Source organism: Brevibacillus panacihumi (genome assembly GCF_003710985.1).
GTDB lineage: Bacteria > Bacillota > Bacilli > Brevibacillales > Brevibacillaceae > Brevibacillus > Brevibacillus panacihumi.
Genome location: NZ_RHHT01000051.1, coordinates 34,341 through 48,046, shown reverse-complemented (window position 1 = coordinate 48,046; position 13,706 = coordinate 34,341). Strand labels below are relative to the sequence as shown.

The window sequence follows — 13,706 nt, the reverse complement described above, 5'->3', positions numbered from 1 at the left end:
AACCAATGGAGTTTGTGCGTCATGTGTGGTCAAATATTTGATTTTCCTGCCCCGCCTGGCTACATCAAAGGTGCGGTGTCGATTTCTCCTTGCATCAGAAGCTTCAGCTCTTCTACAAAGGCTTGTCCCTTTTGGATTTCATCTTCGGTGTACCGCTGCTTGCTTTTAAAGGTAAATATCTTCCTGACCATCTCTTCATAAGGAAGATGATTGAAGTAAAGAATCGTCGACACCAATTCGAGAAAACGGGAATTCTCCTCGTTCATTCGTCTGATCACTTGCTCTCCGCGGCCGAATTGGACATCCTGAAAACGCAAAAAATCACGCCCCGACGGATTCAGGGTATAGCGATACATGTGGATCGCGCCTTTGCTCTCCACCTGCTCGTCCAAAAAGCCCATATTGCACAGCTCATCCACACGCAGCGTCAGCTCTTCCGAATACGGGCCGTACATATGAAACTCGTAGCGTTCGTCAAAATCCATGTTGAGATGCTTTCCTATGTAGACCATCTTTTGCAACTTTTTTCGTCCACTCACTTCGCCCGCAATCTCAATCAGGCGAATGATCTTGGCGTGACGCCTCAACATTTTCCATCACTCCCAGGCGTTCTCGAATCTTTTGGGAGAGGTCCCCCGATAAAGCCATTACTTTATCCATCGGAAAGTATAATTTGTAGTCAAAGCGCCGCTTCCCACTGATCGCCTGTACGATCTCCGACTTCTGGGAAAGCTCAACAAACTCGCCAGACGGCATCTGGAGCATGATCGGGATGCGCTCCTCCTCTTCGCCGGCACGGTAAAAATCATAGGGCAGATCCGAAGTCGTGTCCACTTCCAAATAATAGGCAGGATCGATCCCGGCTTTCTCAAACAACTCTTTTAATTCCGGCAGCAGTTGAAAACCTTTAGAATGAAATTCGACGTATTTATACAGATTCCTGTCCAAAAAACGGGCGCACAAATCTTTTAAAATTTCATCCTTCTCCTTGCGCCACATCTGCATGTAGAACAGGATGACCGACTCATCGAGGGCCAAATAATCCGCCAACTCTACCTTGTCCCGCAAAAAAGGCAAGAGCATCAATGGCTCTTGACGAAACGAATAGCCCTGCCCGAACAATTCCTTGGCGCGCTGAAAAATCTTGCGCAGCACGACCTCGCCGCTGCGAGTCACGGGATGGAAATAGACCTGCCAATACATCTGGTAGCGAGACATGATGTAGTCTTCGACTGCGTGCATGCCGCTAAACTTGAACACGATCCCATCCTCTTGCGGGCGCATGACTCGCAAGATCCGTTCGATCTCAAAATTCCCGTAATTGACCCCGGTATAATAGGCGTCCCGCAGCAAATAGTCCATCCTGTCCGCATCAAGCTGGCTGGAGATCAGGCTGACAATCAGCTTGTTGTCGTAGGTTTTCGCAATGACCTCTGCCAGCTTTTGGGGAAATCCTTCATCGATGCGGCGCAAAATGGCGTTGATTTGGGTATCGCCGAGCAGAATCGCACGCGTCCAATCTTCGTGATGATAGCGAAATACTTTTTCAAAGGAATGAGAAAATGGGCCGTGTCCGACATCATGCAGCAAGCCAGCGCACAGGCACAGCAGCTTTTCTTCATACGTCAATTGAATGCGTCCTTCAAACGTCTCCAGAATTCGGCGCATGAGTTCATAGACGCCAAGCGAGTGGTTGAAGCGACTATGTTCGCCGCCGTGAAAGGTGAAAAAGCTGGTGCCCAGTTGCTTGATCCTGCGGAGCCTTTGAAACTCGGCGGAGTTGATCAAATCCCAGATAAACCGATCCCGTACATGCACATAGCGGTGAACAGGGTCTTTAAACACTTTTTCTTCTTCTAGAAGCTGGGGCTGTAGCATCTGGACACTCCTTTCCTGTCTCGCATTCTCTTTGTTCTAGCTTTATTGGTTTCTATCATAGCATACGGCGTCTGGCTTGTTTATTGCGATCAGCAATCCTTGCACATATCTGAATAATTTCCTTTCAGTATAAACCAAATGCCGACTCGGTAGGAAGATTCAGGGGAACATCCAGAAAAAACAAGCGACAGGCATGCTCTGACGCCTGTCGCTTTTCCTTCATTGGTTAATGCAGCTCTGCTTCCTGTTCATACAGCTCTGGTCGTTTCGCTACTTTCCTCGCCATCCTTTTGAGCTTGTGCTGGGTCAGTACCGTATAAAAGGATGGTACGACGATCAAGGTCAGCAGCGTCGAGAACAACAGACCCGAAATAATCGTGACAGCCAAAGGCTGGAACAATACGTCCCCGGAAATGGCAAGCGGTGTCAGACCAGCCACTGCGGTGAGCGACGTGAGCAAGATCGGGCGCAGACGGGCCTCTCCTGCCTGAATCACAGCCTGCTTCAGTTCGACTCCCGTATGACGTGCTTCCTCAATAAACTCGATAAACACGATACCGTTGCGCACCACGATTCCCGCGAGCGAAATTACTCCCATCATCGTCATGAACCCAAGCGGCGTCTGGGTGACAAACAACCCGATCAAGCTGCCGGATACCGCCAGATAGACGGTACTCATCACCAGCATCGGAATCGACAGAGAGTAAAATTGCATGGCGATCAAGATCAGAATCAGGAACACGACCAGCACGGACAATTTGCCCATATCAATAAAGATATCCGTCTGCTCGGAGGTTTCCCCGCCAATCTCATAACGGTATCCCTCAGGCAGCTCCAATGCCTTCAGCATCGGTGAAATCTCTGCCATCACCTCTGTTGCAGTCCGTCCTTTCAGTTCGCTTGTAATCGTCACGCTGCGCGACAGATTGCGGTGCGGGATCGTCTGGGTGCTAAAGGTTGGCTTTACTTCTGCCAGCTGGGAAAGCGGGATCAGTTCGCCGCGTGCATTGGCAACGCTCAGACGTTGGAACAACAGGGACGGATCTTCCTCGTCCTTTTGCAAAAAGAGCTTCATATCTATCAGTTCGGTGCCATCGTCAAACTGGCTGACGGTCAGGCCCTCACTCACCAGACGCAAGGTCTGGGACAGCGTGTTGTAGTTCACCAGCTTTTGCTCCATCACGTCTTGATTGACGACAAATTCCAGCGAGTACCGCTCGATGCCGAAGTCATCCTGTACATCATAAGTGCCGTTCAGCTTGGCTACCTGGTCCTTGATTTGTCCGGAAATCGAGCGAAGAGTCTCGATATCCTCGCCGTACACGCGGATCACAACCGGTTTGCCCACAGGCGGTCCAGCCTCCAATTGCTCCGGCAAAATGCTGGCTTCCGGATACATCGTTTTGAATGTTTCCGTCCAACTGTCCATGATCTCATCGATATTCGCCTGGCTTTTGTCATAGCGTACAACAAGCTGGCCGATTGTCACTCCACTTCCGGCATCGGTATCTCCACTAAACATTTTCGGCGCGCTTCCTCCTGCATAGGAAGCAACTGCTTCTGTGGCTGGCTGCTGCAATATCCAGTCTGAGACACCGCGCACAACACGATCCGTCTCTTCCACGCTGCTGCCGACCGGCACGCGAATGTTGACCAGAAACTGCGGTCGGTCATCCTTTGGAAACAGCTCAATTGGCGTAAATGGGATCAGGCCGTAAGCAGCCGTTCCAATCAATACCCCGACCATCCCCGAGAGCAAGGGACGCTTTAAAATTCTCGGCATCACCCGATCCGCATACCAACGGGTCAGCCAAACAATCTGCTTGCCGAGCAGTCCAGGCGGTTTGCTGTCGGTGTTGCTGCTCTGGTTTTGGCGGCGCAGCTCCCGCCAATGGCGAAAGATCGGAATGATCGTCAAAGACATGACCATCGAGGCCAGCATTGTCAGGGAGATGATCGCTGGAACAGGGCGAATGAATTGCCCGACATTGCCATTCAAAAACATCAAGGGAGCAAACGAGGCAATGGTAGCCAACGTAGCCGTCACGATGGAGATCGAAACCTCATTGGCACCTTTGACAGCTGCTGTCAGTGGTTTTTCCTTGAGCACAAAGAGTCGCCGTTCGATATTGTCATTCACTACGACCGCATCATCGACGAGAATCCCCAGCACGATGATCAGGGAAACAATCGAGATCATGTTGAGCGTAATGCCCATTCCCGGCAAAAACATCATGCCGACTGCCAGCGAAATCGGGATGGCAAGCGCTACGACAAAGGAAGTGACCAGATTCAGGCCCAGAGTGCAAACCACAAGCACCGCAGCGACCGCGATCATCATTTCCTTCGTCAAATCGCCAAACAGCTCGTCGACACGTTCTTTCTGGCTGTATATCGAATGTGTTTGTGCGTACTCTGGCAGCGATTTTTTCAAAGTAGCCATCATGTCATCGACGCGTTTTTGCAGGGAAGGGACGTCGCTGCCCGTCTCTGCATTCAAGCTGATCGTAAGCGAGGGCTTGCCGTTGTAATACGACATGGATTGGACTGTTTCGGTCGTCAATTCCACTCGTCCGATATCCTCGAGATAGATGGGAGAGCCATCGACCGGAGAACGGGCGATCAAGATGCGATTCAACTGCGAAATATCCGTAAACTCAGCCAATTTGAGCTGATAGGTGCGGTTTGCGCTCGTCAGGTCCCCGAGCGGCACACGTTCGTTCTCCGCCTTGATCGCCATCATGACCTGGCTCCAGTTGATCCCGTACTGGCTCAGCTTTTGCGTATCCACTTCGATCCGCACTTCCTGATCGGGAAGCCCAGTAACGGTCACATCTGCTACGTTGGGGATCGTGCGCAGTTGGCTTTTCCACGAATCCATCAACGGTCGCAGGCTGTACAACTGCTCGGTCGTCTCAGCCGTCACTGCCAGGCTTTGAACAAAGGTGCGGTTTAGATCGTCATTGATTATCGGCTGCTTGGCGTCAGCAGGCAGATCCGCTTCCGCATCCTTTACCTTTTTCCGCAATTCATCCCATTTTTGCTTGGGATCGACATCGCTTTTGGTCTCTACGAGAATGAACGAGACCCCTGACGAAGAAGACGAGGAAATATAGTTGAGGCCTTGGATCTCGTTGATTTTCTCTTCCAGCTTCTTCGTCACGGTCTGTTCTACCTTTTCCGGCGAAGCTCCTGGATAGATCGTCGTTACGGTTGCCAGATTGACGATGATGTCTGGCGATTCCTGCTTGGGAAGCTGAAAAAAGCTCAAGAAACCGACAAGCACCAGCATGACAAAAAACAGCAGGGTAATCTTGCGCTTGCGGACGATGTATGCGATCACGGGTTGGTACCTCCCATCACCTCGATGGCATCCCCATCGAACAAGCGGTCAACACCCTTGACGATCACTTGCTCTCCTGCTGTCAATCCGCTGCGAATCTCCAGTTTATTTTGAATCATGCGGCCAATTTCCACTTTGGTTTTCACCGCTTTGCCGTCCTTGTCGACGAAGACGTGGGCATCCCCTTTTCCTCTGCTGATAACCGCCTCGACGGGGACGAAAATACCTTCCTGGCCTTCGATGGATTTGGTCGCTTTGACCACTTGGCCTGCATACCAGTCGTGGTTCGGATTCTCAATCTGCACCTCCACGCCGATCGTTCCTGTGCTTTTGTTGGTCGTCGGGTAGATGTTGACTACTTTCCCGTCCCTTTTCTCGCCATACAGTTCGATGGCCACAGTCTCGCCGACCTTCCAGGCGGAAATCTCACGGTCCGGAACGGGCAGAACGACTTTCAACTGATCGATATTGCCGATATGGTAGACGGGTGTTCCGGCGCTGACCAGATTGCCCGCCGAGGAAAGCTTGGAGAGAATAGTCCCGTTGATGGGGGAGCGCAGTTGGGTCTTCGCCAATGTCGTAGATGCTGCTTCCTGAGAGATGACGGCTTGCTGATAGGTTGCCTGACTCAATGTTTTGTCCTCTACCCTCGCTCCCTGTGTGATCAACGAGTAGGCATGCTGCGCGTTCTCCAGATCCTTTTGCGCCAAGTTCAGGCGGTTTTGCATGCTTTCAAAATCGCTTTTGGAAATGGCGTTCTCCCGATACAGCTTTTCGATCCGTTGAAAATCCTCCTGCGCCTGCTGCTTGGCGATGGTGGCTTTGTCCACCAAAAGCTTCGCCTGTGCAATCTCCTGCTCGCGCGCTCCGTTCTGCACCTTGCTCAGTGTCGCGGCGCTCTGCTGAACCGCTGCATGGGTAGAGGCCACCTGCAGCTCGTAATCCGTATCATTGACCCGCGCCAACACATCTCCCGCCTTCACATTGTCCCCTTCGCTGCGGTCCAGCTCCACAATCCGTCCCGATACTTCAAAGGAAACCAGTGCTTCTTCCCAAGGCTGCAGCGTTGCTGAGAGTTCCGATACCTGCTGAAGCTGTTCCGTTTTCGCCGCTTCGACGACAACCTGCTTCGTCTCCTGTGCAATCGGAAGCGTCTCCTCGGAGTTGTTGCTGCAAGCTGTCGTGACTGCAAGCCCAATCATGGCAATCGGAACCAACCAACGTTTCGTCATGGCACTTTCCGCTCCTTTTTTCTAACCCATCTTCTGATTTATGTACCTTTGGTGATGCCGTTCAGCAGAATATCTGCGGTCTCCTCAAACAACTGCTCCTCCGTCATTCGCGCCCCGAGGTCGATATGCATGCGATGCACGGCCAAAAACGCATGGAAAAAGGTAGAGATAAACATTGCCGCAGCGGACCAGACATTCAGTTGCTGCGGCAGATGCCCTTGCTCCTGAAAGCTCTTCAGCTTGCTGCTAAGCAGCTCGATTGCTGACAACGGAAGATTGCTGAACAGCTTGCCTACCTCAGGGTGATTCTCTGACTCGATCACACAGATCAAAATCAGTTCTTTTCGATCGACCATCAGGTTGTAGTAGGTCCGGCCGTAGTCGATCAGCATCTCCCGGATTTGGGAAAAGTCGCCCTGGAGGCTGTTTTGCAGAGGCTGGCGAACATCCAGCATTTCTGACAAAAGCTCGACGACGATTCCTTTCTTATTGGTAAAATGGCGAAAAATCGTAACTTCATTAACTCCGGCAAGCTCAGATATCTTGCGTGTCGTCGCTCCCTTGAAGCCTTTCTTCGCCATCAGCTGCCTCGCTGCTGCCAGAATACATTGTCGAGTCCCCTTATCACCGGTAGACTCGTTTTTTTTCGAATCCTCCAATCATCCCACCCTCTCTATGCAAGTGCTTGCTTGCATATTGATTGCCAAATTTAGTATATCCGCTCCCTGCATGCATGTAAATACTTGCATGCAAAACTTTACCATTCTTTACATTTGCGGCGGGCTTGGCACTGCAGGTTCATTCTCTCCGCCCAGTCTGCGCCTTGCTGTTTCATTTCTGCCCAATGCCGGCACATGCTCTCCCGCTTGAGCGAGCCCCCAGACAGGCATATTGCCATAGAGACACTCGTATTTTCCCGGCTCCACCAGATAGGTCTCGTGGAAAATTCCGACGGTTCCGTCCGTCCCTACAGCTTTATTGAAATTTCTCCATGCGGTCAGATGTTTTTGCCCTTTTCGCGCGTAATTTTCCAAATGCTCGTAGGAACGCCAATATTGGATTTGTGTGATCTCCCGTGAGTTCATGTGAGAGGTCGTACCGAGGAAACCCAGCTCCGGATGCTGGTACAATTCCTTGAGCATTCCGCCCATTGCTTTGGCTACGGGCAGCCATTTGTGTACCGCCCATCGCTTGTTGATTCTCATTCCGATGATAAAAACGACGAATGGTCCATCCATTTTTGCCGTAAAACGGCCGGGAATTACTTTTGCCATTCAAAACACCTACCTCTGCAAAGGTTTGATATGCATGTCATAAAAAGCCATGTAATCGGGTGACTGACAGAGATGTGCTGACAAATAGGAACCGTAAAACGTGGTGAACACCAGAACGACCCCTTCCTCTACGGAAAGGCACTCTGCCAGCTCGCCATCCTCTTGGGCTTCTTTCATCGCTCGGCTGAAAAGATCGTGCAGCGAATATTGCACGATTTCCTCCGTGTCCTCCCTCTCTGGAAACAACAGCTGCATTTCAGCAGGCGACAGCTCGGGAATCCAGGGATGCATGCTCTGTTCTGCCAAAAAGCTGATCAGGCTGAGCATGATGCCAGGCTGCTTCTGGGATTGCTCCGCTACTTTGGAAAAAATGTGTCGTACGGCAGCCCATCCGCGCTTGGGGGAATCCGCCAGTTCAACGAAGCGCTCCGCTTGCCAGACGCTCATGAAGTAGACCAGCATATCTTCTTTTTGCGGGAAAAACTTGAAAAATGTCACCTTGGAGACTTCTGCTCGCTGGCAGATATCCTCTACCAAGACAGTACGAAAGGTACCTTCTCCGATCAGTTCCAGGCCAGCCTGCAGCAGCGTCAGCTTTGTCCTTGCCTTCTTTTTGTCCCGCAGGGTAATCGTTTGCGCCATGATTGCTCCTTTTCTTGAATCGTGTATTTGTGTTTATCTTAGTATATAAATTAACCTTAGTAAAGTTTTTTATTTGAGTAAATCGGAGATTTATTGGTTGGGTTGTCCTCCAGCTTTACTGCCGGGGGAGGAAAAAGGGAGAACGCTCCAGGCTGTTGGGATCTTTGCTGGGGGTGCCTTCGCTTATCTCCCTTTTTCCTCGACCAGCTTGTTGTGGTATCCCTACAATTTGACGGTGACTCAAGAGGGGATTAAAAATCAAAAAGCCGGGATTAAATGAAATTAATCCTGGCTTTTCTCCAATGTCATATCTGTTTTTTCTATCAAGCGTTTCATGTCACTCGGCAATGGGGCTGACACCTGCACCTCTTCGCCCGTCAAAGGATGGGAGAAGCTCAGCCTGGAGGCATGCAAGGCTTGTCGTCTCATTCCGGCACGGCTTCCCTCGTACATGGTATCGCCGACCAACGGGTGCCCCAGATGGTGGAAATGGACGCGGATCTGATGGGTTCGTCCCGTCTCCAGCCAAACGCGAACCTGCGTATGCTCCTTTGACCGCTGCTCTACTTCGTAATGGGTAATGGCATCATCACCATTGCGGGTCACGCGCCGTTTGGTGGGGTGGTGCGGGTCCCTGCCGATCGGTGCCTGGATCGTTCCCTTGTCGGATGCGAGATGGCCTTCGACGACAGCCAGATACTCGCGGTGAATGCCGCCTTCCCGCAGCAATCGGTCTGCCAGTTGATGCCCATAGCTGCTTTTGGCGATCAGAATCGCCCCTGACGTATCCTTGTCCAAGCGATGCACAGGGTGGACTCCCGCATGCCCTCCTCTTTGCTGAAACAAAGCTGTCAGGGCATGAACGAGCGTATCCTTTTGTCCGGGTTTCAGCGGATGCACCATCATGCCAGCCGGTTTGTTGGCGATCAGCAGATGGTCGTCTTCGTATAAAATATCGACAGGCAGGCTGACACTGACTTCCGCTGGCGCTACAGATGCTTCCGGCTTATTTTCCGCGACGCGAACCGCGACCTTGTCGCCGGCTTTGACCTCCCGCTTTAGAAAAGGCGTCTTGCGGTTCAGCAGAATTCCCTTGCTCCTCGTTAGCCGTTGCAGCATGCGGCCAGACACATTCAGTTTTTGGCGGACAATCTGCTCTACACTCATGCCCGCTTCATCATCTGTCACGACGTATTCCAACCAGTCTTTGCGGCTCACATCTCATCCCTCAGCTTCCATGCTATGTACGATGCGACCGCTCGACTTGCTGACCACGGTCATGCTTCGGACTCCATTGTAGCAAAAGGATCAAGTCACATGCCAGACCGGTCTCATCGATACAAAAAGACGTCTTGAATCGCGTGATCAAAATCCGGCACGATTTCGCTCTTGCCCATCTCCAGCCATTGGGTAACATGGCCTTCCTCTGCCAAAAATTCGCTTCCCAACAAGCGGCCAGCCGCATATGCATACAATTTATTTTTCCATCCCAAGCGGATCATATGATAACCTCCCGAAACCATTTTGTAAACTTTTTTGTATATTAAGTATATAATCATGAGCGGGAGTTTGTAAACATTTTTGTTTAGAAAATAAAATAACCCCCGATCCACGCCGGGGGTTTCTCGAAATCCTGTTTATTTCAGGGAGAACTCACTATTTTTTCAGGTTTTCAGGATTCAGTCCTTGCAGCTCCGGCAGCACGAACAGACCGTCCTTGCGAATCAGGACGTCGTCGAACCAGATTTCTCCGCCGCCGTACTCGGGACGCTGAATATTGACCATGTCCCAATGAATCTGGCTGCGGTTGCCGTTGTCGGCGTTGTCATAGGCGCGGCCAGGCGTGAAGTGGAAGCTGCCCGCAATCTTCTCGTCGAAGAGAATATCATTCATCGGATGCAGGATGTACGGATGGACGCCAATCGCAAATTCGCCGATATAGCGCGCCCCTTCGTCGCTGTCCAGGATCTCGTTCAGCTTCTGCGTGTTATTGGCTGTCGCTTCGATGATCTTGCCATCGGCAAAGGTGAGCCGGACATTTTCAAATTTCGTTCCGAGGTAGCTGGTAGCCGTGTTGAATGTAATCGTGCCGTTGACGGAATCACGCACAGGCGCCGTAAAAATTTCGCCGTCCGGGATATTGCGAAGCCCGGAGCAGATGACATTCGGAATATCTTTGATCGAAAAGCTCAGATCGGTACCCTGTCCGACCAATCGCACTTTGTCTGTTCGATCCATCAGATCTTTCAGCGGCAAAAAGGCTTCATGCATGTTCTTGTAGTCTACCGAGCATACGTCAAAATAAAAATCCTCAAACGCTTCCGAAGACATGTTGGCGCTCTGAGCCATGGCCGGAGTCGGGTAGTTGAGCAGAGTCCAGCGACAGTTGTTGATCAGGTAGTCATTCAGCTCCTGCATCACTTTCTGATGTTCGCGGCGTCTTTCAACAGGAACATCCGCCATCTCGCTGTCATTGACGGGACCGTTAATGACGATATACGTATCCAGATCCTTGAACATCGGCTCTTCCCATTTCACCAGATGTTCTGCGCGCTCCTTGCCCGTGCCCATCATCAGTTCCCTTTGGATGCTCGGGTCCAGGATCCGGACGAACGGGTAAGCACCCTTGGCGTAAGCCTGTTTTACCAGCTCTTTTGCCAAGGCATGTCCCTCTCCTCGCACCTCGATCAACAAGCTTTCCTTTTCCTGCAGACGTACCGAATGGCTCAGCAAATTCTCCGCAAGCTTGACAATACGCGGGTCCAACATACGATCACCCTCCACGTTCCTGATTTGTGATTATTAAAAAATATTTTACTGAATAGCCGCACATTTTTCAATCTAAATGCTTTTTACTGCAAAATCAGAGTATCCAGTAATAAAAAATTTTTCTTGCATATTTTCCTATTTGTGGAGTATTCTAATCAACAAGAGTTGACTGTATAAAAATTTTTAAAGACAGGAGCGTTGTTCTTATGGTGATCACTGCAGTATACACGGCTTAGGTAGGGCCTCGATCGAGGGGCTCTCCCTCTCATCGAAAACCCGAATACCTATAGCTGGACACTGCAGGATGCCTGAACCGCTTCTGTCTTTTTTCCGATCAGTTGTGGCGCCGCCCAGGGGGAAGTAGCTTTATTTTGCCTTCTCCATCTGGTTTTCTTTAAGGCCCACTTTTACCTGAAATCGTTAAAAAAGCGCAAGCGAAGAGAGTATCGTCCTCTCCCGTTTTGCGCTTTTTTTGGTGGGTTCAGGTTCGGGCTTTCTGCAGATTTTGAAAACAGGATGGAGGAAATGGTGTCATGAGTTGGCGTTCTTGGGATTTGAATCTGAAGGTTCGGCTATTTGGCGAACTGATTACCCATACATTTTTTTGGATGTATTTTCCGTTTATGGCTCTCTTATTTAGCGACTCTTTCGGGAAGGACATGGCAGGTCTGCTGCTCATGGTTCCTCCGCTATTGGGGATGTTCTCCAATCTCTTCGGGGGCTATCTGTCTGACCGGATCGGGCGCAGGCCGACCATGCTCACCTCGCTGATCCTCTCGTCAAGCATGTTTGCCCTGTTTGCCTTTTCCTGGTCCCCGTGGGTGGATTATCTCGCGTTCATCGGGATCGGAATTGCTGGCTCCCTGTACTGGCCTGCCAGCTCGGCGATGGTAGCCGACTTGACGACAGAAGAGGACCGGCGTATCGTGTTTGCTACCTTTTACACAGCGATGAATATCGGGGTTGTTGCCGGACCTGTGCTTGGCTCCTTCTTTTTCATTCATTACCGCTTCGAGCTGCTGCTCGTTTGTATGATCATCGAGATCCTGTTTGCGATCACTGTCTTTTTCCTGATCAAGGAAAGCCTGCCGGCCCATGTGCGGGAGAAAAAGGCAAAAGAACGCTTTTCGATCAAAGAGCAGTTTAAAAGCTATACCGTCATCTTCCGCGATAAGGTATTTGCACTCTATATTCTGGCTGGCGTGTTCATCGCCATCGCCTTCATGCAGCTGGATCTGTTTATGGCCTTGTACGTCAATGAGCATGTTCAGTCCCAGCCTCTCGTATCCTGGGGGGACTGGTCCTTTAACGTCGGGGGTACGAGTGCATTTGGCTGGCTGATGGGGCTAAATGGTCTCTTAGTCGTGCTGTTTACCCTCCCGGTGACCAATTGGTTTCAGCACTGGAGCGACCGCAACAGTCTCGTCATTTCATCCGTCTTGTACGGCGTTGGGATGTTTATGATGGCCTTTTCCACGAACATCTGGTTTCTGTTCGGCTGTATGTTCGTCCTGACCCTTGGCGAGTTGATCCGCACCCCTGTCGCACAAAGCTTTATCAGCAAGTACTCCCCGGAGGACGCGCGCGGGCAGTATATGGGCGCCTCCTCGCTGCAATTTTCCATCGGGCGGTTTATTGCTCCCCTGACCATCGGGATCTCCGCCTGGCTGCCGCCTGTCGGGGTTTTTGGGCTGATACTGGGTGTTTCCCTCTTGAGCGCGTATTTGTATATTGTTTTGTTCCGCAAGATTCCAGCGAATCAGGAGGGTTGATTCAGCCCTGACTGGAACTTCACTGCCAGTGATACGTATAAAAGAGCAACAAAAGGAAGGAGTGGTTTCCTGATGCGCTACCAAATGGGAGGCGTTCAACTTACTTGTCCCTGTTGCCAAAATGATACGTTCCATAAAGACTATCGCCAATTGAATTCGCGAGGGGCAACCTTCTTCGGGCTGGATTGGGCGAATAAAGAGGCCGCGATTCTGATCTGCAAGCGCTGCTCGTATATTTCGTGGTTTATGGAAGATCCCTCGGAAGTATAAAAAAACGAGTGCTGGCAGAATTTCGGATCTGCGTTGACGCAAGGGAATAACTGGGATACGATGCACTTGAACGTACCTTATCCTGGAGGTGTGTGCTGTGCTGCGTATCCATTTGCCTCGTATTCTGCTGGCTTTGATTTTTATCTTGGCCGGATTTAATGGTTGGGTCGTCATTCTCGGGTATGATCCCGTTTTTCCGACCAGCCCCAAGGCCATGGAATTGTTAACCGGGTATTTGCTTGTTTTGGAAAAATCTACGGAGCTTTTAGGCGGACTTTTATTGCTCATCAATATCTTTACCCCGGCGATTTTAGCGATCTTTGCCCCCATTGTGGTCAACATCTTTCTTTTTCACATTTTTGAGGATCCAGCCTTGCTCCCCTTGGCTATTGTGGTATCAGGGCTGGAAGGATATCTGCTTTGGATATACAGAGATCACTATAAGGGACTGCTGGAGCGCAAAGGCAAATTGCCGATGTAGGTCCAAACAAAAAACGGACGCCTCGAAAATACAGGCGTCCGTTTT

13 protein-coding genes are annotated in these 13,706 nt (G+C 50.8%); 3 read left to right on the top strand and 10 right to left on the bottom strand.

Annotated features, from left to right (window positions below; translation table 11 throughout):
* Positions 1-59 precede the first annotated feature (59 nt).
* From EDM58_RS20100 to EDM58_RS20055, 10 genes are all read right to left on the bottom strand, one after another.
* Entirely contained in the window at positions 60-590 is a 531-nt protein-coding gene (locus tag EDM58_RS20100; protein WP_122914900.1) for a YwgA family protein, read from the bottom strand.
* Positions 553-1,878, bottom strand: coding sequence for an HD domain-containing protein (locus tag EDM58_RS20095; protein WP_122914899.1), 1,326 nt, complete (start codon positions 1,876-1,878; stop codon positions 553-555). The genes EDM58_RS20100 and EDM58_RS20095 overlap by 38 nt, the downstream gene beginning before the upstream one ends.
* 226 nt (positions 1,879-2,104) lie before the next feature.
* Positions 2,105-5,221, bottom strand: a complete 3,117-nt coding sequence (locus EDM58_RS20090) for an efflux RND transporter permease subunit (RefSeq protein WP_122914898.1) — start codon at positions 5,219-5,221, stop codon at positions 2,105-2,107.
* Positions 5,218-6,453 carry an efflux RND transporter periplasmic adaptor subunit gene (locus EDM58_RS20085; RefSeq protein WP_122914897.1) on the bottom strand — a complete coding sequence of 412 codons (1,236 nt, stop codon included), beginning with the start codon at positions 6,451-6,453 and terminating at the stop codon, positions 5,218-5,220. Before EDM58_RS20085 ends, EDM58_RS20090 begins: the two co-directional genes overlap by 4 nt.
* Positions 6,454-6,491: 38 nt before the next feature.
* Positions 6,492-7,112: a TetR/AcrR family transcriptional regulator gene (locus EDM58_RS20080; RefSeq protein ID WP_246000901.1), complete on the bottom strand. Its 621-nt coding sequence runs from the start codon at positions 7,110-7,112 to the stop codon at positions 6,492-6,494.
* 108 nt (positions 7,113-7,220) lie between these two features.
* Entirely contained in the window at positions 7,221-7,727 is a 507-nt protein-coding gene (locus EDM58_RS20075) for a DUF4188 domain-containing protein (protein WP_023559327.1), read from the bottom strand.
* Between the two features lie 9 nt (positions 7,728-7,736).
* A complete protein-coding gene (locus EDM58_RS20070) occupies positions 7,737-8,369 on the bottom strand; it encodes a TetR/AcrR family transcriptional regulator (RefSeq protein ID WP_122914896.1) in 633 nt (210 codons plus the stop codon).
* Between the two features lie 282 nt (positions 8,370-8,651).
* The gene (locus tag EDM58_RS20060; protein WP_122914894.1) at positions 8,652-9,587 is read right to left on the bottom strand and encodes an RluA family pseudouridine synthase; all 936 of its coding nucleotides are present in this window, start codon (positions 9,585-9,587) and stop codon (positions 8,652-8,654) included.
* Between the two features lie 113 nt (positions 9,588-9,700).
* The gene (locus EDM58_RS25835; protein ID WP_183187569.1) at positions 9,701-9,871 is read right to left on the bottom strand and encodes a hypothetical protein; all 171 of its coding nucleotides are present in this window, start codon (positions 9,869-9,871) and stop codon (positions 9,701-9,703) included.
* Between the two features lie 154 nt (positions 9,872-10,025).
* Positions 10,026-11,138 (bottom strand): aminopeptidase, encoded by a 1,113-nt coding sequence (locus EDM58_RS20055; protein ID WP_122914893.1) that lies wholly within the window; start codon positions 11,136-11,138, stop codon positions 10,026-10,028.
* A gap of 533 nt (positions 11,139-11,671) precedes the next feature.
* Between EDM58_RS20055 and EDM58_RS20050 the strand changes: the two genes are divergently transcribed.
* The 3 genes from EDM58_RS20050 to EDM58_RS20040 all read left to right on the top strand — a co-directional run bounded on the left by EDM58_RS20050 (position 11,672) and on the right by EDM58_RS20040 (position 13,661).
* Positions 11,672-12,910 carry an MDR family MFS transporter gene (locus EDM58_RS20050; RefSeq protein ID WP_122914892.1) on the top strand — a complete coding sequence of 413 codons (1,239 nt, stop codon included), beginning with the start codon at positions 11,672-11,674 and terminating at the stop codon, positions 12,908-12,910.
* Between the two features lie 72 nt (positions 12,911-12,982).
* A complete protein-coding gene (locus tag EDM58_RS20045; protein WP_122914891.1) occupies positions 12,983-13,180 on the top strand; it encodes a hypothetical protein in 198 nt (65 codons plus the stop codon).
* A gap of 97 nt (positions 13,181-13,277) precedes the next feature.
* The gene (locus EDM58_RS20040; protein ID WP_342769045.1) at positions 13,278-13,661 is read left to right on the top strand and encodes a hypothetical protein; all 384 of its coding nucleotides are present in this window, start codon (positions 13,278-13,280) and stop codon (positions 13,659-13,661) included.
* Positions 13,662-13,706: the final 45 nt, after the last annotated feature.